Annotated in this window: 24 protein-coding genes; 21 read left to right on the plus strand and 3 right to left on the minus strand. The window is 56.0% G+C overall.

The window, feature by feature from the left end; genetic code table 11:
- Positions 1 to 7: 7 nt before the first annotated feature.
- The 6 genes from lexA (at position 8) to L1D47_RS03765 (ending at position 6,158) form a co-directional block, all read left to right on the plus strand.
- A complete protein-coding gene (gene lexA / locus L1D47_RS03740) occupies positions 8 to 625 on the plus strand; it encodes a transcriptional repressor LexA (RefSeq protein ID WP_041509707.1) in 618 nt (205 codons plus the stop codon).
- Positions 622 to 1,131 (plus strand): SulA-like leucine-rich domain-containing protein, encoded by a 510-nt coding sequence (locus L1D47_RS03745; protein WP_239882623.1) that lies wholly within the window; start codon positions 622 to 624, stop codon positions 1,129 to 1,131. The genes lexA and L1D47_RS03745 overlap by 4 nt, the downstream gene beginning before the upstream one ends.
- A 398-nt stretch (positions 1,132 to 1,529) precedes the next feature.
- Positions 1,530 to 3,095: a cytochrome c oxidase subunit II gene (gene coxB / locus L1D47_RS03750; RefSeq protein WP_239882624.1), complete on the plus strand. Its 1,566-nt coding sequence runs from the start codon at positions 1,530 to 1,532 to the stop codon at positions 3,093 to 3,095.
- 36 nt (positions 3,096 to 3,131) lie between these two features.
- Complete coding sequence (ctaD, locus tag L1D47_RS03755) at positions 3,132 to 4,715, plus strand: cytochrome c oxidase subunit I (RefSeq protein WP_041509704.1); 1,584 nt, start codon at positions 3,132 to 3,134, stop codon at positions 4,713 to 4,715.
- A 1-nt stretch (position 4,716) separates the two neighbouring features.
- A complete protein-coding gene (locus L1D47_RS03760) occupies positions 4,717 to 5,286 on the plus strand; it encodes a cytochrome c oxidase assembly protein (protein WP_041509703.1) in 570 nt (189 codons plus the stop codon).
- The gene (locus tag L1D47_RS03765; RefSeq protein ID WP_239882625.1) at positions 5,283 to 6,158 is read left to right on the plus strand and encodes a cytochrome c oxidase subunit 3; all 876 of its coding nucleotides are present in this window, start codon (positions 5,283 to 5,285) and stop codon (positions 6,156 to 6,158) included. Before L1D47_RS03760 ends, L1D47_RS03765 begins: the two co-directional genes overlap by 4 nt.
- A 19-nt stretch (positions 6,159 to 6,177) precedes the next feature.
- Here the strand turns inward: L1D47_RS03765 and L1D47_RS03770 are convergent, their stop codons facing one another.
- Complete coding sequence (locus tag L1D47_RS03770; RefSeq protein ID WP_041509701.1) at positions 6,178 to 6,396, minus strand: DUF2909 family protein; 219 nt, start codon at positions 6,394 to 6,396, stop codon at positions 6,178 to 6,180.
- Between L1D47_RS03770 and L1D47_RS03775 the strand changes: the two genes are divergently transcribed.
- The 12 genes from L1D47_RS03775 (at position 6,395) to L1D47_RS03830 (ending at position 18,515) form a co-directional block, all read left to right on the plus strand.
- Positions 6,395 to 7,168: an SURF1 family protein gene (locus L1D47_RS03775; RefSeq protein ID WP_239882626.1), complete on the plus strand. Its 774-nt coding sequence runs from the start codon at positions 6,395 to 6,397 to the stop codon at positions 7,166 to 7,168. The two genes, L1D47_RS03770 and L1D47_RS03775, sit on opposite strands and share 2 nt — an antisense overlap.
- 141 nt (positions 7,169 to 7,309) lie before the next feature.
- On the plus strand, positions 7,310 to 7,861 hold the full coding sequence (locus tag L1D47_RS03780; protein WP_239882627.1) for a hypothetical protein: 552 nt from the start codon (positions 7,310 to 7,312) through the stop codon (positions 7,859 to 7,861).
- Positions 7,861 to 8,844, plus strand: a complete 984-nt coding sequence (locus L1D47_RS03785; protein WP_239882628.1) for a COX15/CtaA family protein — start codon at positions 7,861 to 7,863, stop codon at positions 8,842 to 8,844. Before L1D47_RS03780 ends, L1D47_RS03785 begins: the two co-directional genes overlap by 1 nt.
- 12 nt (positions 8,845 to 8,856) lie before the next feature.
- The gene (cyoE, locus tag L1D47_RS03790; RefSeq protein WP_239882629.1) at positions 8,857 to 9,759 is read left to right on the plus strand and encodes a heme o synthase; all 903 of its coding nucleotides are present in this window, start codon (positions 8,857 to 8,859) and stop codon (positions 9,757 to 9,759) included.
- A 2-nt stretch (positions 9,760 to 9,761) separates the two neighbouring features.
- Positions 9,762 to 10,397, plus strand: a complete 636-nt coding sequence (locus L1D47_RS03795; protein WP_239882630.1) for an SCO family protein — start codon at positions 9,762 to 9,764, stop codon at positions 10,395 to 10,397.
- A gap of 139 nt (positions 10,398 to 10,536) precedes the next feature.
- Positions 10,537 to 10,836 carry an STAS domain-containing protein gene (locus tag L1D47_RS03800; RefSeq protein ID WP_239882631.1) on the plus strand — a complete coding sequence of 100 codons (300 nt, stop codon included), beginning with the start codon at positions 10,537 to 10,539 and terminating at the stop codon, positions 10,834 to 10,836.
- Positions 10,833 to 11,195 (plus strand): response regulator, encoded by a 363-nt coding sequence (locus L1D47_RS03805; RefSeq protein WP_041509694.1) that lies wholly within the window; start codon positions 10,833 to 10,835, stop codon positions 11,193 to 11,195. Before L1D47_RS03800 ends, L1D47_RS03805 begins: the two co-directional genes overlap by 4 nt.
- 19 nt (positions 11,196 to 11,214) lie before the next feature.
- A complete protein-coding gene (locus tag L1D47_RS03810; protein WP_239882632.1) occupies positions 11,215 to 13,233 on the plus strand; it encodes a chemotaxis protein CheA in 2,019 nt (672 codons plus the stop codon).
- A gap of 43 nt (positions 13,234 to 13,276) precedes the next feature.
- The gene (locus L1D47_RS03815) at positions 13,277 to 13,834 is read left to right on the plus strand and encodes a chemotaxis protein CheW (RefSeq protein ID WP_041509692.1); all 558 of its coding nucleotides are present in this window, start codon (positions 13,277 to 13,279) and stop codon (positions 13,832 to 13,834) included.
- A gap of 22 nt (positions 13,835 to 13,856) precedes the next feature.
- Entirely contained in the window at positions 13,857 to 16,451 is a 2,595-nt protein-coding gene (locus tag L1D47_RS03820) for a methyl-accepting chemotaxis protein (protein ID WP_239882633.1), read from the plus strand.
- Between the two features lie 158 nt (positions 16,452 to 16,609).
- Positions 16,610 to 17,440, plus strand: a complete 831-nt coding sequence (locus L1D47_RS03825) for a protein-glutamate O-methyltransferase CheR (RefSeq protein WP_239882634.1) — start codon at positions 16,610 to 16,612, stop codon at positions 17,438 to 17,440.
- 28 nt (positions 17,441 to 17,468) lie between these two features.
- Positions 17,469 to 18,515: a chemotaxis response regulator protein-glutamate methylesterase gene (locus L1D47_RS03830; RefSeq protein ID WP_239882635.1), complete on the plus strand. Its 1,047-nt coding sequence runs from the start codon at positions 17,469 to 17,471 to the stop codon at positions 18,513 to 18,515.
- A gap of 6 nt (positions 18,516 to 18,521) precedes the next feature.
- Here the strand turns inward: L1D47_RS03830 and L1D47_RS03835 are convergent, their stop codons facing one another.
- On the minus strand, positions 18,522 to 19,568 hold the full coding sequence (locus tag L1D47_RS03835; protein WP_239882636.1) for a polysaccharide deacetylase family protein: 1,047 nt from the start codon (positions 19,566 to 19,568) through the stop codon (positions 18,522 to 18,524).
- Positions 19,569 to 19,590: 22 nt separating this feature from the next.
- Between L1D47_RS03835 and L1D47_RS03840 the strand changes: the two genes are divergently transcribed.
- Positions 19,591 to 20,937: an MATE family efflux transporter gene (locus L1D47_RS03840; protein ID WP_239882637.1), complete on the plus strand. Its 1,347-nt coding sequence runs from the start codon at positions 19,591 to 19,593 to the stop codon at positions 20,935 to 20,937.
- A gap of 33 nt (positions 20,938 to 20,970) precedes the next feature.
- Here L1D47_RS03840 and nfuA read toward each other — a convergent pair whose 3' ends face one another.
- Positions 20,971 to 21,549, minus strand: a complete 579-nt coding sequence (gene nfuA, locus L1D47_RS03845; protein WP_011863915.1) for a Fe-S biogenesis protein NfuA — start codon at positions 21,547 to 21,549, stop codon at positions 20,971 to 20,973.
- A 206-nt stretch (positions 21,550 to 21,755) separates the two neighbouring features.
- Between nfuA and L1D47_RS03850 the strand changes: the two genes are divergently transcribed.
- Entirely contained in the window at positions 21,756 to 24,293 is a 2,538-nt protein-coding gene (locus L1D47_RS03850) for a M14 family zinc carboxypeptidase (protein ID WP_239882638.1), read from the plus strand.
- A 75-nt stretch (positions 24,294 to 24,368) separates the two neighbouring features.
- On the plus strand, positions 24,369 to 24,620 hold the full coding sequence (locus L1D47_RS03855) for a DUF333 domain-containing protein (RefSeq protein WP_239882639.1): 252 nt from the start codon (positions 24,369 to 24,371) through the stop codon (positions 24,618 to 24,620).
- Positions 24,621 to 24,645: the final 25 nt, after the last annotated feature.

The raw sequence follows: 24,645 nt of genomic DNA on the forward strand, positions 1-24,645 counted from the left end.
ATTAATCATGAGACCCTTAACCCCGAGACAAGCCGAGATTTTAGATCTGATTAAACGCAATATTGCCGACACCGGCATGCCGCCTACCCGTGCGGAAATTGCGCGTCGCTTAGGCTTTAAGAGTGCCAATGCTGCCGAGGAACACCTCAAGGCGCTGGCCAAGAAAGGTTGCATCGAGATCATGCCCGGCACCTCACGCGGCATTAAGCTGACCCAAGAGGAAGAGCCTGAAGATCTCGGTCTGCCTCTCATTGGCCAAGTCGCCGCCGGTGAGCCAATCCTGGCTCAGGAGCATGTGGAGCAACACTATCAGGTTGACCCAAGCATGTTCCGCCCCAGCGCCGACTTCCTGCTGAGGGTCAAGGGGGACAGTATGAAGGATATCGGCATTCTCGAAGGCGATCTGCTGGCGGTACATAAGGTCGAACAGGCCAGAAACGGTCAGATCATCGTTGCCCGTGTGGAAGACGATGTCACGGTTAAGCGTTTCGAGAAGCGTGGCAGCACTGTGTTCCTTCATGCAGAAAACGAAGAATATTCCCCTATCGTCGTCGATCTCACCACTCAGAGCCTGAGTATAGAAGGCCTGGCCGTTGGCGTTATTCGAAATGGAGACTGGCAATGAACAACCTCATGGGCATGGCGCCACGCCATCCAGGGCTGTGGGTCGATCTCGACAGCTCGCTTAAGCGCGGCGATAGAAACACTATCTCGACGACGGCAAGTTCGACTCAGGGCAAACAGGAACTTCAGGCTCTCACTCCTGAACTGGCCAGACTCAGTCAGCAGGGGCAGTGGGTGGTGCTGATCAGCCCACCAAACATAGGCTACAAACAGATGCTGGCCGACGGCGGTGTTCGCATGGATCGTATATTACTTGTGCACACCAAGGATGAGGTCGAAACTCTGTGGGCGATGGAAAAAGCCCTCACAAGTGGTACATCCAGTGCGGTGATCTGCTGGGCGCAAACCTTGGATGCCCGTGATAGTCGTCGGCTACAGATCGTCGCCAAGAATACCCGCGCGTTAGGAGTAGTGATCGAAGATGCGAACGGTCACTTACCTGCCAGCCCGTTTTCCCAAGAGGATCGCAGCGATCAGCCCTCGAATCTGTTTAGCTCGCTACACTGATCATCCTCGCACTACCTTTCCATACAGACGCCCCGCAAGGGGCGTTTTTGTGTCTGTTTTGTTTAGCAAAATAAAATAAAAGTGATCTTGATCAATATTTAAACAGCCATTAAGTTAGTAATAGATATCAACGATTATTTGTTATATCGCACAATTTGGTTGTCGGCTTGAGCGGCGAAAATAATCCTGTAACACCTCGCCCACGGAAGCTGAAATTGGTCTGATATATTCAGCCGTAAGTGCAAGCGTGGTCACCACCAACAGAACAAGAGTTTCACCACCGACGCACTTTGAAGTCATCGTTGCTTTTTTGGGAACTGAAGAGTTTGCATAGAGCCGAGACATACTGTGTGGCTCTTCTTTGTAGTTGCCTTCGCAATTGACAGAGGAGAAGTCTAGTGAAGCAAGTGTTGTGTTGTTTGCTGGCGTTGCTATTTACGCCCACCATACTCGCAGCAGATATGCCCCTGAATATGACATCAGGGGTCACAGAGATCAGTAATAAGGTGTTTAGCCTGCATATGACGATTCTCTATATCTGTTGCGCCATAGGCCTGGTCGTCTTTGGCGTGATGATCTACTCCATCATCAACCATAGGCGTTCTAAGGGTGCCGTCGCGGCAAACTTTCATGAGAGCACTAAGGTAGAAATCGCCTGGACGATCGTACCTTTTGTCATCTTGATCCTTATGGCCATCCCAGCCACCAAGACACTGATCGCCATGGAAGATCCCAGCAATGCCGATCTCACCATTAAGATCACAGGCTCCCAATGGAAATGGCACTACAGCTACTTCGATCAAGACATTAGCTACTACAGCCTGCTCGCCACTCCCAGAGAACAGATAGAGGGCAAGGAGGACAAAGGCGAACACTACCTGCTGGAAGTCGACAAGCCGCTGGTGCTACCGGTCAATCGTAAGATCCGTTTCCTGATGACCTCAGAAGATGTGATCCACTCCTGGTGGGTCCCCGCCTTCGCGGTAAAGAAAGATGCAAACCCAGGCTTTATCAACGAAGCCTGGACCCGTATCGACAAGCCCGGCATCTATCGGGGGCAATGCGCCGAGCTCTGCGGCAAAGACCATGGTTTCATGCCCATCGTGGTGCAGGTACTCTCGGAAGCCGATTTCGATAACTGGATTGTAGAACAGGAGGCCAAGGCCAATGCGGCCGCCGCCGAGGCTCAGGCCGCCCTGTCTAAGACCCTGTCGAAAGATGAGCTGATGGCCCAGGGTGAGCAGGTCTATATGGCCCGCTGCGCCGCCTGCCACCAGCCAAATGGCGCCGGCCTGCCGGGTGTATTCCCCTCGCTCATCGGCAGCCCAATCATCAAAGGCCCTGTCGCCGATCACCTCTCTGTGGTGCTACACGGTCGATCTGGCACGGCGATGCAGGCCTTCGCGCAGCAGTTGACCGCCACAGAAATTGCCGCCGTGGTGACCTACGAGCGTAATGCCTGGGGCAACGACAGCGGCGATATGGTTCAGGCAGCCGACGTTAACCAGGCAAGCTCAGGTGCGCCAAGCGGCACAGATGCCGGTACAAATGCCGAGACGGCTCAACCGACACCTCCACCAGCAGCCACAACGACCGAGTCAACCGAGCCGGCCTCCTCTAATGATGACGCTAAAGCAGTGGTTTTAGACGACCTCAGCATGGATGAGCTGATGGCTAAGGGCGAGCAGGTTTACCTCGGCCACTGCGCCGCCTGCCACCAGGCCACAGGCATGGGTCTGCCGGGCGCCTTCCCGGCACTCAAGGGCAGTGCCATCGCCACAGGGCCCGTTGATAACCACATCGACATAGTGCTTCACGGCAAGCCGGGTACCGCCATGCAGGCCTTTGCCAGCCAGTTAACGCCTCAGGAACTCGCTGCGGTGATCACCTTTGAGCGCAACGCCTGGGGTAATAACACAGGCGATATGGTTCAGGCAACAGACGTCAATCAAGCAGGTCAATAGGGAGGCATTATGAATGCAATAACGCGTGAAGCAGATATGGATGCCACTCATATTGGCGAACATTCGACCCACCATGAGGAGCATCCCACGGGAATAAAACGTTGGCTGTTTACCACCAACCATAAAGATATCGGTACCCTCTACCTCTGGTTTAGTTTCATCATGTTCTTAACCGGCGGCGCCATGGCCATGGTGATCCGTGCCGAGCTATTCCAACCGGGTCTGCAACTGGTGGAGCCTAACTTCTTCAACCAGATGACCACGGTACATGGTCTGATCATGGTATTTGGCGCCGTGATGCCAGCCTTTACCGGCCTGGCTAACTGGCTGATCCCTATGATGATAGGGGCGCCAGACATGGCCCTACCCCGCATGAACAACTGGAGCTTCTGGATCTTGCCCTTCGCCTTTGCGATCCTGATTAGCTCGCTGTTCATGGAAGGTGGCGGCCCTAATTTTGGCTGGACCTTCTATGCCCCGCTGTCGACGGCCTATAGCCCGGACAGTACGGCCTTGTTTGTCTTCTCGGTACACATCATGGGGATCAGCTCCATCATGGGCGCCATCAATGTGATCGTCACCATAGTCAACATGCGCGCCCCCGGCATGACTTGGATGAAGCTGCCACTGTTTGTCTGGACCTGGCTGATCACCGCCTTCCTGCTGATCGCCGTGATGCCAGTGCTCGCCGGTGTGGTCACCATGGTACTGACAGACAAGTTCTTCGGCACCAGCTTCTTCGATGCCGCCGGCGGTGGTGATCCTGTGATGTTCCAGCATATCTTCTGGTTCTTCGGCCACCCCGAGGTCTATATCATGATCTTGCCATCCTTCGGCATCATCTCGGCCATAGTACCCGCCTTCAGCCGCAAGAAACTGTTTGGCTACTCCTCCATGGTATACGCCACCGCCAGCATCGCGATCCTCTCGTTCCTGGTCTGGGCGCACCACATGTTTACCACAGGGATGCCTGTGTTCGCCGAGCTCTTCTTCATGTACTGCACCATGCTGATCGCCGTACCGACCGGGGTGAAGGTATTCAACTGGGTCGCCACCATCTGGCGCGGCTCACTTACCTTCGAGACCCCCATGCTGTTCTCGCTGGCCTTCATCATCCTCTTCACCATAGGCGGCTTCTCCGGGCTGATGCTGGCCATCACGCCGGTGGATTTCCAGTACCACGATACCTACTTCGTCGTGGCTCACTTCCACTATGTACTGGTGTCGGGCGCCATCTTCTCCATCATGGCGGCGGCTTATTACTGGCTGCCTAAGTGGACGGGACACATGTATAGCGAGAAGCTCGGCAAGCTGCATTTCTGGTGCTCCGTCATCTCGGTGAACGTGCTCTTCTTCCCCATGCACTTCCTGGGGCTGGCAGGCATGCCGAGACGTATTCCGGACTACTCGATTCAGTTTGCCGATGTTAACCAAATTGTCTCTATCGGCGGCTTCGCCTTCGGCCTGTCGCAACTGATCTTCCTGGTGGTGGTGATCAAGTGCATTCGCGGCGGTGAGGCAGCACCCAGCAAGCCGTGGGATGGCGCCGAAGGTCTGGAGTGGACCCTGCCGAGCCCGGCCCCCTACCATTCATTCTCGACACCACCCGAGGTGAAATAGCATGACGGACACTAAGGCGTACTCCAACCGTAAGCTGATCGGCCTATTGCTACTAGGTTGCGTGGGCATGTTTGGCTTCGGATTCGCCTTGGTACCCCTATACGATGTGCTATGTGAAAAATTAGGCATCAATGGTAAGACGCAATCGACCGCCGCCGAATATAAGGCGGTGACCATAGACACCAGCCGTACGGTAACGGTCGAATTTATGGCTCAGACTCAGAAAGATATGCCCTGGGTCTTCGCCCCCGAGATGAAACGTATTCAGGTGCATCCGGGTGAGGTGGTCCGCACTCAGTTTCACGCCAAGAACCTCTCGGCGCAGCAGATTGTCGGACAGGCGATCCCCTCTGTCTCTCCGGGTCAGGGCGCGGCCTACTTCCACAAGACGGAGTGCTTCTGCTTTAACCAGCAAAGACTCGAAGCCAATGCCGATGCGCAATTACCCTTGATCTTCTACGTCGATACCGAGCTGCCCGAGCAGATCTCGACACTGACCCTCTCTTATACGCTATACAACATCACCGACAAGGGGTACGTAGGTGATGTTGAGCAAGGAGCTGCGAAATGACAAGCAAACATGAACATTACTATGTCCCCGCCCAGAGTGCCTGGCCCATCATAGGTGCCTTCGGCCTCTTCCTGATCGCCTATGGCGCCGGCAGTTATGTACAGCAGTTACAGACGGAACAAACCAGTGGTGGCTATATCCTCACCGCAGGCATCGCCGTTATCCTCTACATGGTCTTCGGCTGGTTTAGGACCGTGATCGGCGAGTCCATGTCTGGCCTCTATTCCAAACAGATGGACCGCTCCTTCAGGCAGGGCATGAGCTGGTTTATCTTCTCCGAGGTGATGTTCTTTGCCGCCTTCTTCGGTGCCCTGCTCTATGCCCGCACCATTGCCGTGCCTTGGCTCGGCGGCGCCTCTAACAATGCCATGACTCACGAGGTACTCTGGCCCAATTTCCAGGCGGTTTGGCCCCTGGTGACCACACCGGACGGCACCAAGACGGAAGCCATGGGATGGACGGGCCTGCCCCTCTACAACACCATCATACTGCTGACCTCGTCGGTCACCCTGCACTTCGCCCACGTGAGCCTGGAGAAGAGTAAACGCACCGCGCTCACCCTCTGGCTGGGGATCACTATACTCTTAGGTCTCGCCTTCCTCTTCCTCCAGGCGAAAGAGTATGCCCACGCCTATCAGGAGATGGGGCTGACCCTCTCCTCCGGCGTCTATGGCAATACCTTCTTCCTGCTCACTGGATTTCACGGCATGCACGTGACCCTGGGAACCATCTTCCTGTTCGTGCTCTTCTTGCGGGTATTAAAGGGGCATTTCACGCCTGATAAGCATTTCGCCTTCCAGGCGGGCAGTTGGTATTGGCACTTTGTGGATGTGGTCTGGCTATGCCTGTTCGTATTCGTCTATGTCCTCTAAGGAGGCTAGTGATCGCCTATTAATAGGGTCTGGGATTTGGGGTGATCACCCCAAGTCCCAGGGCTATCAACAGCAAGAGCACCACCAGCACAGAGAAAAGCACGCGCCGCCCCAGATACTGACTCATGGGCGCCTTACTTTCTCCCTTCACCAAGACAAATAGGGCCCGGCCAAGATTAAAGATAATGAAGACCAACAGCAGTACTAAAACGACTTTAAACAGCAATATTTCGCTCATGAAGGCTCCCACAATTCGCGGCGGCACGATTTTTCTCGTTTTAGTTACTTTGCTGGTATTCACCATCTTGGTCAAGTTGGGGCTGTGGCAGCAAGGCAGAGCCGCCGAGAAGCAGGCACTGCAACAGGCGCTCGAACTCAAGCAGGCCGCCACGCCGCTGGATTATCGGCAACTACTTAGCCTAGCCGAGCACGAATCCCTCACCGGATACCGATTGGAGGTCACCGCGACGCCTATAGACGCCCCCGCCATACTGCTGGATAACCAGGTCTACGAGGGTCGCGTCGGCTATCTGGCCTATCAGGTGATGCGTGTCGAAGCCGATGCGCCTTTACTAATGATCGAACTCGGCTTCATCGACAGTGGCCTAGACAGACAAAAGTTACCCCAAATAACCCGAATAAGTCAGACGGTGACATTAAGCGGGCGTGTCTATCAGAGGGCTAGTAACCCCTTGAGCCGACATCTACTGGCCGAAGTGGGCGCTCCCATGCGAATTCAAAACCTTAACCTGACCGAGCTATCTCAGCAGCTAGGCATGCCGTTGGCCCCCGCCATACTGCAACCCGAGGCGATACCGGGCGGCGCACTGCCACATCCCTGGCAGCCGATCCCCATGAGTGCACAGAAACACCAGGGCTATGCCCTGCAGTGGTTCTCCATGGCGACTGTCTTTCTAATACTCATGACTTACCTTCTGATATTTAAGGGAAAAATAAGAAATCCAGTGAAAACGAATGAGTGTCGTAACTTGTTGCGTAAAGACATCTGACCCTGTAGGTTAATCAATAGGCACCTTGATAAAGACGGTGCCTACCCAGGTAAATGGTCACTTCCTAGCCGTCTCGGGGAGTTGATATTTTTCGGTGTCTGGCGCGTGCTAACCCATAAAATAATCAACCAGAGGATTAAGATGAGATCCCCAAAGAGCCGAGGCGCAAAACCCCTAATTATCTTACTGCTGGTCTTTGTCTTGCCCGTGGCGGTAGCAAAACTGGTGCTGAGTCTGAACCTCTATCATGGCGGCGCCACCAACAAGGGGGAGCTTCTGCCGCCCGACACCAACTATGCCCGCCTGGCCATGACCAATCCCATGCCCAAACACTGGCAGATGATCTACCTGCTTCCGGCACAATGCGATCAGGCCTGTATGAACCGACTCTACATACTGCATCAGAGCCAGATCGCCCTGGGGCGAGACCAGCACAGGGTCAATCCCATTATATTATTGCAAGCTGACAGCGATCTCATGGCGCTGCAGGAGAGTGAGTTCGACTTCACCACGGCCCAGGCCACCGAGGCGGTCAGCCAGATGCTGACCCGGGAGGAGATCATCATAGTGGATCCGCTGGGTTCGCTGGTGATGCGCTACCCCCAGGTTGAAGATGAACAGGCCCAGCTGATGCTCGGCAAAGCGTTGATCGCCGACTTAAGAAAGATGCTTAAACTGTCGAGGGTCGGCTAATGCAGATGACATCGGTACTGAAACTCACCTTAGTCTTTACCCTGTGCGTGATCTTAATGGGGGCCTACACCCGACTCTCGGACGCCGGCCTAGGCTGTCCCGACTGGCCGGGCTGCTACGGCATGATCAAGGTGCCCACCCAGAGCCATGAACTGGCCAAGGCCCAGGACAGCTTTCCCGAACATACGGTAGAACCAGAGAAAGCCTGGCTGGAGATGATCCACAGGTATATTGCCGGCACCTTAGGCCTACTGGTCGCCTTCATCCTCTTCATCAGTTTCAGGCAGCCCGACGCCCCTAAGAAGCTCCCCAGCTTTATCGCCCTATTGATCCTGTTCCAGGCGGCGCTGGGGATGTGGACGGTCACCATGAAACTCATGCCCGTGGTGGTGATGTCGCACCTGATCGGCGGTTTCACCCTGATCTCCCTGCTATGGCTGCTCTACCTCAGAACCAAGCCACTGCGACTACCCGGCGGCGAACCCAGGCTGAGAAAACTCGCCCCCTACGCCCTCTTCTGCCTCGGCTTACTCGTGCTGCAGATCATCCTGGGCGGCTGGACCTCATCTAACTATGCGGCGCTGGCCTGCACCACACTGCCCATCTGCGAAGGGGACTGGGTAAGCAATCTCGACCCACTGCATGCCTTTTACCCCCTACATAAGACGGAAGGCAGCTATGAGTTTGGCATACTCGACTACTCCTCCCGCATGACTATCCATGTGGCGCACAGATTCGGTGCCATCATTACGGCGACAGCCCTGCTTTGGCTGATCTACCGCATGATCAAACTGTCTCACTCTCAGCTACTCAGACGCAGTGCCTGGGTGCTACTAGGCTTGTTGTGCCTACAGATAGCACTTGGCATCAGCAATGTTGTGCTGCACCTCCCCTTGGGAGTTGCCGTATCCCATAACGCGGGCGCCGCACTCTTATTACTCACCCTGGTTTTCATCAACTACGCCCTGTGGCGTAAGGCATAAGGAGGCATCGCCATGGCCAAACCTATGACAATCACCAAGCATGCCGTTACCCCTCTCCCCTGGCGCGCCTATCTGGAGATGACCAAGCCAAGGGTAGTCGCCCTGATGCTGTTGACCGTATTGGTCGGCATGTGCCTGGCGGTACCTGGCGCCGTACCGGTTCAACCCTTAATCGCCGGTCTAATTGGCATAGGCATGATGGCGGGGGCGGCTGCGGCCTATAACCATCTGATCGACCGCCGCATCGACGGCCTGATGGCCCGAACCTATAATCGTCCGCTCCCCAAGGGGCGCGTCTCCATCACCAAGGCGTTGACCTTTGCGACCGGGATGGCGATTCTCGGCTTTATGCTGCTCTACTGGGCCGTCAACCCGCTCACCGCCTGGCTCACCTTCGCCAGCCTCATAGGCTACGCGGTGATCTATACCGCCTATCTCAAGCGTGCCACGCCACAGAATATCGTCGTCGGCGGCCTGGCCGGAGCCATGCCACCGCTGCTGGGTTGGACGGCGATAACCGGCGAGTTTCACGGCCATGCCCTGCTGTTAGTGATCATCATCTTCGCCTGGACGCCGCCCCATTTCTGGGCGCTCGCGATCCACAGACGCGCCGAGTATGCCAAGGTCGATGTGCCCATGCTGCCAGTGACTCACGGCGTCGAATTTACCAAGACCTGCATCCTGCTCTACACGGTTTTACTGGCGCTGGCCTGTCTATACCCTGTGCTCGTTGGCATGTGCGGTCCCCTCTATCTGGTGGGGTCTACCCTGTTAAGCTGCGGCTTTATCTATAAGGCCTGGCAGCTCAAGTATAGAGACCAACTGGGACTGGCGATGCAGGTGTTTCGCTTCTCCATCTACCACCTGATGCTGCTCTTCTTGCTGCTCTTGGTCGACCACTATCTCTGGAGCTAACGATGAAGCCAATACTGGTCATCATTACCTTACTCATCTTCAGCGGCCTGGGGGCGATCGCGGCGGTTAACTACACAGCTAAGCCCACGCCGCCCGAGTTGCTCACCAGCTATCGCTATCCCCAGCAGCGCCCCTTGTCCCCCTTCGAGCTAACCGATCAGAACGGCAAGGCCTTTACCAACGAGCAGCTTAAGAACAAGTGGAGCCTGTTCTTTGTGGGCTATACCTCCTGCCCGGATGTGTGCCCCACCACGCTTGGCAAACTGGCGGCGGCCTATCAACAGCTGGAAGGTGTGGTGGATCTGCAGGTGGTGTTTCTGTCGGTCGACCCTGCACGGGATACCCAGGCAAGGCTCAAAGATTACATCAACTTCTTTAATCCCAACTTCGTTGCCATCACGGCGCCCCATAGCCAGTTGCTCCCGCTGACCCGGGAACTTGGCTTCGTCTATACCATGGTGGGCGAAGGCGAAAATTATCAGGTGGATCATAGCGCCTCCATGGTGCTCATCTCTCCCGACGGCACCCGAATGGCGACGGTTAAGCCCACCAGCCTAGATCCTCGTCAGCTACCTCAAATCCGCAACAAGCACCTCATTCACGATGTGATCGCCCTGGCGACCCACTATGGTGAGTAACAAAATCCTTCACTGTCGGCTCCCACACGGGAGCCGACTTAGTTAAAAAACTGTTATTTTTCAGGCAAGCCTCTTATTTACCGTCTATCTTTTGATCCTAGTGGAGTCTTAATGACAGGGATTGTAGAGGAGCCCCCCGATGACCCAGAGTCCGATCCGCTTGGCGTCTGAGCTGACGATTCGTAACATCCAGCAGGTCCACCATGATATTGCCGAACAGCTCACCGCGTCTGATACCTTGAGTATCGACGCCAGCCAGTTGACCCGGGTCGATACCTCAGGTGCCCAGCTGCTCTACTTTTTGCATCACTATTGCCAAACGCACCACCACGCCATCGAATGGACACCTCCCGCGGAAGAGGTCGGGCATACCTTGGCCGAGTTGGGGCTCGACGCGGCACAGATCTTTGCGCTTACTCAGGAGACAATTCAAGAATGAAGAAAATACTCGCAGTGGATGATTCTGCCTCCATGCGTCAGATGGTGGGCTTTACCCTTAAGACGGCTGGATTCGAGGTTACCGAGGCCTGCAATGGTGACGAGGCGCTGACCCAGGCCAAGAGCCAGGACTATGACTTAGTGATCTCAGACGTCAACATGCCAGTGATGGACGGTATCACCCTGATCCGTAACCTGCGCACCCTACCCAACTACAAGTTTACCCCTCTACTGATGCTCACCACCGAGTCGGGCAGCGACAAGAAGCAGGAGGGACGATCGGCCGGTGCCACCGGCTGGATAGTCAAACCCTTTAATCCCGACCAGTTGCTTGCCACGGTCAACAAAGTATTACGTTAATTTGATTGGATGGTGAGATATGGAAATCGATCTGAGTCAATTCAGCCAAGTCTTCTTCGAAGAAAGTCTCGAAGGCTTGGAAAGCATGGAATCAGAGCTGCTGAAATTAGATATCGCCGCGCCGGATCCTGAGGCGATCAACACCATCTTTCGCGCCGCGCACTCCATCAAGGGCGGCAGCGCGACCTTCGGCTTTACCCAGGTTGCTAACTACACCCACCTGCTGGAGACATTACTCGACGAGATCCGTGACGGTCGCCGCGAGATGACCAGTCATCATCAGGACATCTTGCTGCTGTCGGTCGATCTGCTGCGCAACATGCTCGATGCCGTGATGCACCAACAGACCTTCGACGACCCTATGCTCAGCGAACTTGAGCAGAAATTTGCCGCCGAGCTGAACCAGGCTAACTCGCCAGAGCAAACACCAAACGACCCCGAGACGCCAGAGCTAACCACCTGGCAGATCACCTTCAAGGCGGGGACGGACATACTCAGGTACGGTAACGATCCCCTGCTGATGTTCAACGAGCTCAACCTGTGTGGCGAGCTTAGGGTCGAGCTTGTCCCCCAGGAGATCCCCGACTTCACTCAGTATGACCCCGAGGCCTGCTATCTCACCTGGTCGCTCACCCTCACCACTGACCAGCCCCTGTCCCGTCTCAAGGAAGCCTTCGAGTGGGTCGAGGATGAATGTGAAATCGATTATCAGGCGCATACGCAAGAGAGCGCAACACCGCCAGCCGAGGCTGAAGCCCCATCAGAACCGGTTAGCCAAACCGATACACCAAACAAGGCTGCCAGCCCGGTAAAACCCAGCGTGGTGAGTAGTAAGAACCAAGATGCGGGTTCGATTCGTGTCAGCATCGAGAAAATAGATCTGCTGATCAACATGGTGGGCGAGCTGGTGATCACCCAGGCCATGCTCGGCCAGATTGGTCAGCAGGAGGAGATGACACCAGAATCCTTCATCACCATGAAGCAGGGACTGGAGCAGCTGGCCAGCCACACCCGGGATCTGCAGGAGAGCGTCATGCAGATCCGTATGCTGCCCATCAGCTTTGCCTTTAACCGCTTCCCCCGTCTGGTGCGGGACATAGGTCAGCAACTGGGCAAGCAGGTGGAACTGATCCTCAAAGGGGAAGATACCGAGCTGGACAAGACGGTAATGGAGAAGATTGTCGACCCTATGGTGCACCTGGTGAGAAACTCCCTCGACCACGGCCTCGAGACTCCAGAGGTGCGTCGCCACAAGGGTAAGCCCGAGACAGGCACCCTCACACTGAATGCCTTCCATCAGGGCGGCAACATCATCATAGAGATCATCGATGACGGCGCCGGCCTGAATACCCAAAAGATCCTCGACAAGGCACGGGCCAAGGGGCTGGTAGGCAGCGATGAAGAGCTCAGCGAAGAGGCCATTCACCAGCTTATCTTTAAACCCGGCTTCTCTACCGCAGAGACAGTCTCCGACCTCTCGGGACGAGGCGTCGGCATGGATGTGGTGCTGAGAAACATCCACGAACTCAACGGCACCATAGAGCTGAAATCCACCCAGGATAAGGGCAGCCGCTTTACCATACGCCTGCCGCTCACCCTGGCGATCCTCGACGGCCAGTTGGTCCGCATAGGCAGACACACCTATGTCGTTCCCCTAGTCGCGATCCATGAGTCACTCGAGGTACCCACGGCCCACATCAATCGCCTGAGTGAAGAGCATGAGGTGGTTCGTCTACGGGACGAATATCTGCCAGTGCTCAAGGTCTACGAGGCCTTCAATCATGAGGCCGACGCCAAACAGATTAAAGATGGCCTGGTGATGGTGGTCGATGCCAACAACGACAAGGTCGGGCTCCTGGTCGACGAGCTTCTGTCTCAGCAGCAAGTGGTGATCAAGAGCCTAGAAGACAACTACAGCAAGGTGCCCGGCATCTCGGGGGCCACCATACTCGGCGACGGCACGGTTGCCTTGATCATAGATATTGCCGGATTAGTCGGCCTCGCGGGCATCAACAGCACCCAAGAGCACGCCGCCTAGGGAGCCAAATGATAGGGAACCAAATGAAAAGGGAGATTCATCCATGACACAGGCAGATGAAGCAGGCATCACACTCACCGCCAAAGACGATGCCAGCGACCAGTATCTAACTTTCATCATGGCCGATGAGGAGTATGGCGTCGACATTCTCTCGGTACAGGAGATACGAGGCTGGGAGCCCACGACCGTCATTCCCAACTCCCCGGGCCATGTCAAAGGGGTGATCAACCTGCGCGGCACCATAGTGCCCATCATAGATCTGCGGCAGAGATTCGGTATCGCCAGCCTGGACTATGGCCCTACGACTGTGGTGATCGTCATCAAGGTCTGCGTCGGCGACGAACACAAGGTGATCGGCATAGTGGTCGATGCCGTCTCCGATGTATTCAGCGTCAATCACAAGGATCTTCGCGATGCTCCCGACTTTGGCGAAGAGACAGATCTCACCTTCATCAAGGGACTCGCCAACCTGGCGGACAAGATGGTCATCCTTTTGGATATCGACACCCTACTAAGCAGCGAGGTGTTGCCCGAGGCCGCCCAACTGTCAAACATCATCAATACTATCGACGCTGCATCGACACAGGCTGTCAGCGCCTAAACCGGCAAGAGAGGAACAGAGAATGGATGCAATGAACAGCAAGACTGGCAACGCAAACAATCTGCCAATCATTGGACTGCTTATCGCCGCCGTCGCAGCCCTATTAGCCTTCACCCAGCAGCCCTCGCTCTGGGTTGGCATAGCTCAGGTGATAGCCATCGCCGTCATCGCCCTGGGTGTTCAACAGCAGGGACAGCTGCAACACAATCTGCGACAAGCCTTCGACGAGATCCGCCAGGCAATCAATGGCAAGAATCCCCCCAGCTTTTCCGCCTTCGACTATCCTCATTGGCCGGAGATCAGCCACAGCCTGACCCAGCAATGGCATGCCAATCAAGCCAGCCAGGCGCAGCTGAGGGCGCTGGAGATCTGTCAGGCCAACGTGATGTTAGCCGACCCGCAAGGCAATATTAACTTCCTTAACCAGTCGCTACGCCACACCCTGGAGCAGGCCGAGTCAGACATACAGCAGGCCATTACCAGCTTCAGCGTCGACACGCTGATTGGCACCAACATGGACACCTTCCACCAGCAACCCAGCCATCAGCAAAACATCATAGCCAGCTTGAAGCGACCTCACTCCGCGCAGATTAAAGTGGGCAGTCGCATCTTCTCGCTGATCGCCTCCCCCGTGTTTGACGATGAACATCAGCGCATCGCGACCGTGGTCGAATGGCAGGATAAGACGGAGGCACTGGCCAAGGCCGACGCAGAGAACAAGCTGGCTCAGGAAAACAGCCGCATCAAGCAGGCATTAGATGTCTGCCGTGCCAACGTCATGGTGGCGGATGCCGATTACAACATCATCTACCTCAACGACTCTGTTACCCAGATGCTTAAAGACAATGAGCAGACGCTGCAACAGACGCTGACCAAGTTCAACACAGATAGCCTGATCGGCAGCAATATCGATCTCTTCCACCAGAACCCGGCCCATCAACGTAAGATGCTCGACAGGCTCACCGGCAGCTATGACACCAGCATTCAGGTCGCCGGACTCGACTTTACCCTGATTGCCACCCCAGTGTTTCAGAACGGTGTGCGCACGGGCACAGTGGTCGAATGGCAGGATGTGACCGAGAAGCTGGCCAAGGAGACTACAGAACGTCAGCTGGCCGCCGAGAACGCCCGCATCAAGCAGGCGCTGGACAACGTATCCTCCAATACCATGGTGGCCGACGCCGATCTGAATATCATCTACATGAACAAGGCCGTCAGCCAGATGTTCAAGCAGGCGCAGAACGATATCGCCAAGGATCTGCCGAACTTCGATGCCGGCAACCTCATCGGCGTCAACATAGACAACTTCCACAAGAATCCCAGCCACCAGCGCAACCTGCTCAAGACGCTGACCAACACCTATACCAGCCAACTCAAGGTGGGCGGACGCACCTTCCAGGTGGTTGCCAATCCCATCCGCGACCCTAACGGCGCCAGCATAGGCACGGTTGTAGAGTGGTCCGACAGAACCGCCGAGGTAGCCATAGAGCATGAGATAGACTCCATCATCAGCGCCGCCAGCAAGGGCGATCTCTCCCTGAGGGTCGGCACCCAGGATAAAGAGGGCTTCTTCCTCAACCTCTCTAACGGTCTCAACCGTCTGGTCGGCATCGCCGATCAGGTGATCGGCGATGTGGTCAATATGTTCGATGGCCTGGCTAAGGGGGATCTCAATCGTCAGATCCAGGGCGAATATCAAGGCCAGTTTGGTAAGCTGCAGGCCGATGCCAATGCCACCGCCTCCAAGCTGACCGAGGTGCTCGACGGCATCAACCAGTCGGCCAATACCGTCACCTCCGGGGCGGAGGAGATAGCCCAGGGTAACGCCGATTTGAGTCAGCGTACCGAGGAGCAGGCCGCCTCCCTCGAAGAGACCGCCTCCAGCATGGAGGAGATGACGGCGACGGTCACCCAGAGTGCGCAAAACGCGACGGTCGCCAACCAACTGGCCCAAGAGGCCAACACTAAGGCCGCCCATGGTGGCAAGGTGGTCGACCAGGCCGTGACCGCCATGGAGGCGATCAACGAGTCGAGCAAGCGCATCGCCGACATCATAGGGGTGATCGATGAGATCGCCTTCCAGACCAATCTGCTGGCCCTCAATGCCGCCGTCGAAGCCGCCAGAGCGGGCGAGCAGGGTCGCGGCTTTGCCGTGGTGGCGGGCGAGGTGCGTAATCTGGCCCAACGCAGCGCCGGCGCCGCCAAGGAGATCAAAGAGCTGATCCGCGACAGCGTGACCAAGGTAACCGACGGCACCCAGCTGGTTAACCAGTCTGGCGAGACCCTGGAAGATATAGTGCAAGCCGTCACTAAGGTGGCCGACATGATAAGCCAGATCAGCATAGCCTCAGATCAGCAATCGGCGGGCATCCAGGAGGTCAACAAGGCGATCTCCCAGATGGATGAGATGACGCAGCAAAATGCCGCCCTGGTCGAACAGGTGTCGGCCGCCGGCGATGCCATGGCGGAGCAGGCACGCAACATGAAAGCCCAGCTCGGCTTCTTCCAGTCCCAGACCCCGGTACATTCGGGCATGACCTCGGCGCCGCTCTCACTGGTATCCGGCGACAGCCATGGCCCCTTGAATATCAGCAACGAGGAGTGGAATGAGTTTTAATACCAATCACAGTAAGTAAGCGATCAGTTATTGATTACGATTGGTATAAGGTCTGTGGGCGCCAAGGGAAGGCGCCCCCATTGAGTCGAATCGATCGCCAGGAACCGAGATCAGGCTAGGGGAAACAATTGGAACAGAGCAACGAAAAGGAATTTCCGATGGCGCAGCAAGACTTCGAATTTATTCGACAGCTTGCCTATCGCGAATCGGGCATAGTGTTGCCAGACAGGAAGCAGCACATGGTCTACTCGCGCCTCAGCAGACGCCTGCGTGCGCTCAAGTTGAATAACTTCAATCAGTATTGCCAAAGATTAGCGGACGATGGCGGCGAGCTGATCAACTTCATCAACGCCCTGACCACTAACCTCACCTCCTTCTTTCGCGAAGCGCACCACTTCGACTATCTCGAGCGGCACCTGGTGCCTCAGTGGCAACAGAGACGAAACCGTCGCCTGCGCATCTGGTCATCGGCCTGCTCTAGCGGCGAAGAGGCTTACAGCATCGCCATGACTCTGGCGAAACACTTTCCGCCGGCCAGCTGGGATCTGAAGATACTCGCCACGGATCTCGACACAAACGTGCTGGACAGGGCCAAGGCCGGGATCTACAGCCAGGAGGCCATGGCTAACCTACCCAAAGCGTTGCTAAACCAGTATGTCGAGCCAGGACCTAATGCCGATGAGGTCAGGCTTTGCGACTCGCTCAAGCGACTGATCCACTTCAAACAGTTGAACCTACTGGGCGAGTGGCCCATGCACGGCCCCTTCGATCTCATCTTCTGTCGCAATGTGCTCATCTACTTCGATATCCAGACCAAGGTGAAGATCATCCGCCAGTTTCGACAGCTGCTCGCCGAAGATGGCCACCTGTTTATCGGCCATTCGGAGACGCTGCATAATATCTCTAGCGATTTCAAACTGATCGGTCAAACCATCTATCAACCTCAACATGCCGCCCTGGTGCGGCAACGACTCGGTGCCAGAGCATGAGACAGATGACGCGAGAGGATGGCGCCAGATGATTAAAGCATTGATCATAGATGACTCACCTCTGGTCAGGCAGCTGCTTACCCATATGCTCTCACAGGCACCGGATATCAAGGTGGTCGCCTCAGCCGAAGATCCCTACGAGGCCAGGAGCCTGATCAAGCAGTTCAACCCAGATGTGCTGACCCTAGATATCGAGATGCCCAAGATGGATGGCATCGCCTTCTTGCGCAACCTAATGAAGCTCAGGCCCATGCCGGTCGTCATGGTCTCAACCCTGACCCACAAGGGCGCCGAGGTCACCCTGGAGGCCTTGGCCTTAGGAGCGGTAGACTTCATCTCTAAACCTAAGTCGGATCTCACCAACACCCTGCTGGATTATACCGATGAGCTGATCGACAAGGTGCGCACCGCCGCCGTCAGCCATGTTAAGCCGCTCAACCGTCCTGTTGCTCGGGTAACCACAAGTAATAAGTTTGAAAACACAGGGAACAAGTTGATCGCCATCGGCGCCTCCACCGGCGGTACCGAGGCGATCCAACGGGTGATCACTCCGCTACCGGCAAATACTCCTCCCATCGTCATTACCCAGCATATTCCCGCCGCCTTTAGCCTCTCTTTCGCCAAGCGACTGGATACCCATTCGGCGATGAAGGTGATCGAGGCCAAGGGTGGAGAGCTGATAGAGAGCGGTACCGCCTATCTGGCGCCGGGGGATGCCCACCTAGCGGTGGAGAAGCGTGGCACCAGGCTCTATACCAAGCTGCTGGACTCAGATCCGGTCAATCGCCATAAGCCCGCCGTGGATGTGTTGTTCAACAGCATCGCCGAGTGCTATGGCGCCGACACCATAGGCATACTGCTGACAGGCATGGGAAGAGATGGCGCCCTGGGGCTGGAACGACTCAAGACCGCCGGCAGTCACACTATAATACAAGATGAAGCCAGCTCTGTGGTCTGGGGCATGCCGGGCGCAGCCGCTGAGCTCAATGCCCACAAGGAGATATTACATCTGGATAAGATCCCCACCCGGCTGATGGAGCTACTCAACAGCAGTAAGACGGCGGAGATCTCCTAGCACTCATTACTCCTGTATCCAGGTACCATCGTTTTTCGGCCTAACCCAGGCCTGGGAGAACCAGTAGTAACGACCACTCGCCTTGCTTGGCGCGGTGCAGTTATAACGTGAACGACCCGGCGGCAGATCCATCAGCGCGCGAATACTAAAGGTATCCTCACTCGACCAGGTCGGCTTCATGGCACCTTGCCCCTGTACGAAGCACATCACCTGCCTAGCAAGGATATCTGTCATATCCAGGGTCACCTGCATCTCGGGTCGCCACTGCCCCTGCTCGAGCTGCGTATTACGCGGCGTTATCGCCAGCACTGGCATGTTCAGGCTATAGAGCTTGGCCTTGAGTGAGGTAAGATCCGCATAGGCACCCGCCACAGGAAAACGCGGTAAGGCGGTAAGCGACGAGTAACCTCCAGCGGCGCCCGACTGCTGCCCCAAACCCACGAAACCTAAGCTTTCCATCAAGGTCTCTATGGCCGTATTATATTCGCCATAGGGATAGGCTAACATCTTTACACTCTGGCCGGTTTTTGCCTGTATCTCTGCCTCGGTGGCGAGTACATTGCCTTTAATCCGGGCCAACCAGGCCTGCTCATTCTCACCGTGCAGGCGTCGGATCAGATGCTCATGGCCCCAGCTGTGATTGGCCAGCGTCACTCCGTCATCGCTGAGGCGTTTCAGGGTCGCCCAGTTCATCACATTCTTATGCTTGCGCATTATGGGATCGATGGAGATAAAGATGGTGTAGGGATAGCCGAACTCCTTCAAGATAGGATGGGCGGTATCGGCAATATTCTGATAACCATCGTCGAAGGTGATGGCCACCGTCTTGTCGGGCAGGTCCCGTCCCTGCTTTATCGCCTCGACCACCTGGGCCAAGGCCTTGACCTTGAAGCCGTTCTCCCTCAGATAGCTCATCTGCTCTCTGAACTGAGCGGGTGTCACGCTGGTCACCTTAGGGGTATCCTCGGATACATGATGATATTGTAGAATCACCACCGCCTGAGCCGAATAACTGAGACAGGCCAATAGCGCTGCTATCACGCTTCTAAACATATTGAGTAACCTCTGAGAGTCTATGTCGCCACTAAACTTATTGTTAAATAAACAGAAAAATAGCCAGCTGTTCGCGCTCGCCGTCCCCATGATTCTGTCTAACATTACGGTTCCCCTGCTGGGGCTGGTCGATACTGCCGTCGTGGGACATCTGAGTAACGCCTATTATTTAGGGGGAGTCGCCGTTGGGTCAACGGTGATCACCCTGATTTTATGGATTCTGGGCTTTCTGCGCATGTCGACAACGGGCCTAGTAGCGCAAGCCTTCGGCGCCAAAGAGATGCAGACCCAATACCGACTGCTGATTCAGTCGACCAGCCTGGCACTGCTACTCGCCCTCTTGGTACTGCTTCTGCAGCAACCCATCATAGACACGGCCATGGCGCTCTCCGATGCCAGCGAGCAGGTACAGTATTACAGCCAGGCCTATTTTAACATCCGCATCTGGTCTACCCCATTCGCCCTGGTCAACCTGGCACTGCTAGGTTGGCTACTGGGCCGCCAGCAACCTAAGGCCGCCATGTGGCAGCTCATCGCCGCCAACATCATCAACATACTGCTGGACCTTCTGTTTGTGATGGGGCTAGGCTGGGGTGTCGAGGGTGCGGCCTTGGCCTCTGTACTGGCCGACATGACAGGTTTTGCCGTGGCTGCCAGCATGGTACTTCGCACCATCAAACAGGAAGGTGACTTCGCCTTTATGCCACTGTGCCGCAGCCTATCGTTCAACTGCTACCAGAGATTGGTGCGCCTCAACCTGGATATCTTTGTGCGCAGCCTCTGCCTGCAACTCGCCTTCGCCTTCATGACCTTTCAGGGAGCCAACCTGGGTGACAATACGGTGGCCGCCAACGCCGTGCTGCTCAACCTACTGCTGCTCATCTCCTACGCCTTGGATGGTATTGCTTATTACGCTGAGGCAGAGGTGGGCCGCGCCGTGGGTGAGCACAACGGCATGCGCCTGACCCAAAGCGTCACCCTCGCCGGGCTATGGTCGGCCATCTTTGCCCTGCTGTTTACGCTGTTTTTTGCCCTGTGGGGCGAGCAGATAATCCATCTTCTGACCAACATACCTAAGGTGCGCCAGGAGGCTCAGGCCTATCTTGCCTGGGTCGTTGTCCTGCCGCTACTCGCCTTCGGCTCCTACCTGTTTGACGGCGTCTATATCGGCGCTGCCCAGGGCAAGGCCATGCGCAACACCATGATACTTGCCACCTTCGGGGTGTTCTTCCCCTCCTGGGCGCTGCTGCAGGACTATGGCAACCATGCCCTGTGGGCTGCCATGAGCCTGTTTATGCTCACCCGCAGCCTCAGCATGGCTTTGGATTACCGCTATCGGTTGACCAAGACCCTAACGAAAACGGGATGACCTAAGTCATCCCGTTGTGTTCCTGCTTACTCTTTACTGATAAGAGTGCTCACCGTGTTGGTGTTCGGTGACATCACGTACCCCGGTCAGCTCGCCAGGGAACATGTCCAGTAGCTGCTTCTCGATGCCATCTTTCAGGGTCACGTCGACCATGGAGCAACCGTTACAGCCACCGCCAAATTGCAGGATAGCGATACCGGCTTCGTCGATATCCACCAGCATGATGTTACCGCCGTGGCTGGCCAGCTGAGGGTTGATTTCAGACTGGATCACATACTCGATACGCTCTTTCAGCGGCGCATCGGCATCGACCTTACGCATCTTGGCATTAGGTGCCTTCAGGGTCAGCTGCGAACCAAGTTGATCGGTAACGAAATCGATCGAAGCGTCTTCGAGGAAAGGTGCACTCTTCTCATCCACCATGGCATGAAAACCATTAAATTCGAGTTCGATGTCGTCTGCCTCTACGGCATCCGGCGGACAATAAGACACGCCACACTCAGCCGAAGGGGTACCTGGGCTGATAACAAAAACGCGAATATGAGTTCCTTCAGGCTGGTCAGCGAGTAGCTTAACAAAATGCGCCTGAGCTGCATCGGAAATGGTGATCATTAAGACATGCTCCGTCAGGATAAACCCGAGTGTTTTAGTAAGAATTAAGACTATGATACTCCGACTATCACCAGCTTTGTAGCCCCTTTGTCTAATAGTCGTGAGATTTTTGCCTTGGCAGTATGGCTAAAGTCAGGCCGTAAGCTGGAAACTCACTGGTCTAACTGTTAATTTAGCCTTTATATACAATAATAAAGAGCATTACCATGCTGCGACTCTGCCTTTTGCTGCTTTCTATCGTTCCCCTGCTCGCGAGCTTTGCGACAAATGCCCAAAGCGTGATCTCAGTCTCGTCCGCCTACCAGACAAACAGCAGCCTGGCGTCACCCAGCGAGTTCCTCGGTTACCCACTTGGCCAGTGGCATCTGCGCCATGATCAGATCAACTTTTATCTCAAGCAGCTCGCCCAAAACAGTCCCAGAGTCAGCCTGGAATCCACCGGACAGAGCCACGAAGCCAGACAACAGCTCACGGCGGTGATCACCTCGGCCGCCAATCAGGCCAAGTTGGCACAGATCATCCAAGGACGTCAGCAAGTAAAAGCGGGTAAGGCCCCCGATGGCCCACTGATCATCTGGCTGGCCTATTCGATCCATGGTGACGAAGCCAGCGGCGCCCATGCGGCGCTCGAGGTCGGCTATCGCCTCAGCCAGAGCCAGGAACCCTGGGTGCAGGAATTACTGGATAAGGCCGTGGTGTTGATCACCCCGTCTCAGAATCCAGATGGTCTGGATCGTTTCTCTACCTGGACCAACAACTATACCGGCAAGGTAAAGGTGAGCGACGAGAATCACAACGAGCACAGACAAAACTGGCCCGCCGGCAGACGTAACCACTATTTTGCCGATCTCAATCGTGACTGGCTGTTCCTGCGCCACCCCGAGTCTCAGGGCCGCATCGCCCTGTTCCACAAGTGGCAGCCTCACTACCTGGGCGACTTCCACGAGATGGGCCACGATCAGACCTTCTTCTTCCAGCCTGGGGTACCGACACGCACCCATCCGCTGACCCCCAAGGAGAATCAGGCGATCACCCAAAAACTCGCCAGCTACCATGCCAAGGCATTAGACGAGGGCAAACAGCGCTATTTTACCAAGCAGATGTTTGACGATTTCTACTATGGTAAAGGCTCGACTTACCCGGACATTAACGGCGCCGTAGGCATACTGTTCGAACAGGCCAGCGTGCGCGGACAGCAGCAGAATTCAAAGAATGGCCTGCTGCGTTTCAGCCAGGCCATAGACAACCAGATAGCCACCTCCCTCTCCAGCCTCAAGGGAGCCCTGGCACTGGCCGATGAGCTGAAACAATACCAACGCCGCTTCTACCAGCGTAAAGACAAACACCCGCCCTCGGGCCGTGAGGCCGGCTTCCTGCTCGGCGCACCGGGCGATCCTGCCAGACGCGACGACCTCGCCCAGCTGCTGCGCCGCCACGGGATAGACTTCTTCTATCTCAAGGACAGGATGCAGCAGGGCAGACATCAGTACGGCCAGGACGACAGCCTGTTCGTGCCCATCAATCAGCCGCAGAAGACGCTGCTACTGGCCATGTTCGATCTGCGCACCGAGTTCGATGATGCCACCTTCTACGACGTCTCCAGCTGGAACCTGGCCTTCTCCTACAATCTGCAGATGGCCCGCAACGTCAATCTGAATGTCGACGATCTGCTGACCGAGCCGCAAGCCAGATCGCTAGGCAAACTGAGTAAGAACAATGTCGCGGCATTGGTCGATTGGCGACAGCAGAATGCCGCTCCCCTGCTGCAGGCCCTGCTCGGCGAGGGGGTTCGGGTCAAATTTGCCGCCAAGCCCTTCAGCCTGATGGTCGATGGCCAGCCCCTCAGCATGGCGGCAGGCACCCTGCAGATCCCAATGGCACAGGCCGCCTTAGCGCCGGACGCCCTGCTCGAAAGGCTCGCGGCGCTGGCTAAGCAACATAGGGTGCAGCTAGTGGGCGTGGATAGCGGACTGGCCAGCTCAGGCATAGACCTCGGCAGCCCGGATTTTCACGATATTGCCCCCATCAAGGCGCTAGTGGTGACCGGCTACGGCACCTCGTCGACCGAAGTGGGTGAGCTCTGGTATTTCATGGATAACCTTATCGGTGCCCCCCTGACTCAGGTGGATGTCAGCCGTCTGCCCAGCATAGATCTGACGCCATACACCCATGTGTTCCTCATGGACGGCAGCTATGCCAACCTGGAAGAGAAATACGCCCGCAAGCTGGGACAATTCGCCATAGAAGGCGGCGTCATCGTCGCCCAGAAAGGCGCGCTGCAGTGGCTATCCAAGGGCAACCTACTCAAGAGCGATATCAGAGAGAAACGTTATTTCAGTCAGCTGTTTGCCACCGATGGCCTCGCCTTCGGCGATAAGGGCAAGCTGGATGCACGCCAGGCGATCGGCGGCGCCGTACTGGCACTGAATCTGGACACCAGCCACCCCATCACCTTCGGCCTGGGTGGCAATCGCCTGCCTGTGCTGAAGAACAAGGCGTTTGGCCTGAGCAAGAACCAGCCGCCTTTCGTCACGGCCGCCACCTACGCCGACGAGCCCCTGCTGGACGGCTTCCTGGCCGAGGAGTATCAGCGCAGCCTGAGCCAGACCCCCGCCATTCTCGTCGAACGACACGGCAAGGGCGCCCTGGTGGCCCTGGCGGACAACCTCTTGTTTAGAAATATCTGGCTTGGCTCGCAGAAGGTGTATGCCAACAGCCTCTACTTTATTCCGGCCCTACATTGATCTTCGCACTTAACCCTTTTTCGACGCGGCAACGTTATAAAGGGTTAATCGCTAATCAGAGAATAGGAAAATGACATGAAGTTAACTCACACCATAGCGGCACTGCTTTTCACCCTAGGCTTAGCGGCTTGTCAGACCCAGGTGGACAAGGCGCAAGACTCGACAGAGTCCAAGCCACTGTCTATGGCGAACCCAGCCGCCGTCTACTGCGAATCCTTAGACGGCACACTCGACCTCGAGAGCGGAATCTGCACCCTGCCCAGTGGCGAGCAGATAGAACATTGGACCCTGTATCGCAGGGATCATCCTCAGGCAGAGGGCCAATAGCAAAAAAGCACCCTAGGGTGCTTTT

Source organism: Shewanella sp. Isolate7 (genome assembly GCF_022398425.1).
GTDB lineage: Bacteria > Pseudomonadota > Gammaproteobacteria > Enterobacterales > Shewanellaceae > Shewanella.

Bases quoted from the DNA above. Each gene is read 5' to 3' on its own strand.
- L1D47_RS03785 (WP_239882628.1), top strand. From the start codon at position 7,861: ATGCAGATGACATCGGTACTGAAACTCACCTTAGTCTTTACCCTGTGC.
- L1D47_RS03810 (WP_239882632.1), top strand. From the start codon at position 11,215: ATGGAAATCGATCTGAGTCAATTCAGCCAAGTCTTCTTCGAAGAAAGT.
- L1D47_RS03805 (WP_041509694.1), top strand. From the start codon at position 10,833: ATGAAGAAAATACTCGCAGTGGATGATTCTGCCTCCATGCGTCAGATG.
- L1D47_RS03780 (WP_239882627.1), top strand. From the start codon at position 7,310: ATGAGATCCCCAAAGAGCCGAGGCGCAAAACCCCTAATTATCTTACTG.
- L1D47_RS03760 (WP_041509703.1), top strand. From the start codon at position 4,717: ATGACGGACACTAAGGCGTACTCCAACCGTAAGCTGATCGGCCTATTG.
- L1D47_RS03855 (WP_239882639.1), top strand. From the start codon at position 24,369: ATGAAGTTAACTCACACCATAGCGGCACTGCTTTTCACCCTAGGCTTA.
- L1D47_RS03795 (WP_239882630.1), top strand. From the start codon at position 9,762: ATGAAGCCAATACTGGTCATCATTACCTTACTCATCTTCAGCGGCCTG.
- L1D47_RS03825 (WP_239882634.1), top strand. From the start codon at position 16,610: ATGGCGCAGCAAGACTTCGAATTTATTCGACAGCTTGCCTATCGCGAA.
- L1D47_RS03775 (WP_239882626.1), top strand. From the start codon at position 6,395: ATGAAGGCTCCCACAATTCGCGGCGGCACGATTTTTCTCGTTTTAGTT.
- L1D47_RS03765 (WP_239882625.1), top strand. From the start codon at position 5,283: ATGACAAGCAAACATGAACATTACTATGTCCCCGCCCAGAGTGCCTGG.
- L1D47_RS03820 (WP_239882633.1), top strand. From the start codon at position 13,857: ATGGATGCAATGAACAGCAAGACTGGCAACGCAAACAATCTGCCAATC.
- L1D47_RS03830 (WP_239882635.1), top strand. From the start codon at position 17,469: ATGATTAAAGCATTGATCATAGATGACTCACCTCTGGTCAGGCAGCTG.
- L1D47_RS03835 (WP_239882636.1), bottom strand. From the start codon at position 19,568: ATGTTTAGAAGCGTGATAGCAGCGCTATTGGCCTGTCTCAGTTATTCG.
- cyoE (WP_239882629.1), top strand. From the start codon at position 8,857: ATGGCCAAACCTATGACAATCACCAAGCATGCCGTTACCCCTCTCCCC.
- lexA (WP_041509707.1), top strand. From the start codon at position 8: ATGAGACCCTTAACCCCGAGACAAGCCGAGATTTTAGATCTGATTAAA.
- L1D47_RS03815 (WP_041509692.1), top strand. From the start codon at position 13,277: ATGACACAGGCAGATGAAGCAGGCATCACACTCACCGCCAAAGACGAT.
- L1D47_RS03770 (WP_041509701.1), bottom strand. From the start codon at position 6,396: ATGAGCGAAATATTGCTGTTTAAAGTCGTTTTAGTACTGCTGTTGGTC.
- L1D47_RS03800 (WP_239882631.1), top strand. From the start codon at position 10,537: ATGACCCAGAGTCCGATCCGCTTGGCGTCTGAGCTGACGATTCGTAAC.
- L1D47_RS03745 (WP_239882623.1), top strand. From the start codon at position 622: ATGAACAACCTCATGGGCATGGCGCCACGCCATCCAGGGCTGTGGGTC.
- ctaD (WP_041509704.1), top strand. From the start codon at position 3,132: ATGGATGCCACTCATATTGGCGAACATTCGACCCACCATGAGGAGCAT.
- L1D47_RS03840 (WP_239882637.1), top strand. From the start codon at position 19,591: ATGTCGCCACTAAACTTATTGTTAAATAAACAGAAAAATAGCCAGCTG.
- L1D47_RS03850 (WP_239882638.1), top strand. From the start codon at position 21,756: ATGCTGCGACTCTGCCTTTTGCTGCTTTCTATCGTTCCCCTGCTCGCG.
- nfuA (WP_011863915.1), bottom strand. From the start codon at position 21,549: ATGATCACCATTTCCGATGCAGCTCAGGCGCATTTTGTTAAGCTACTC.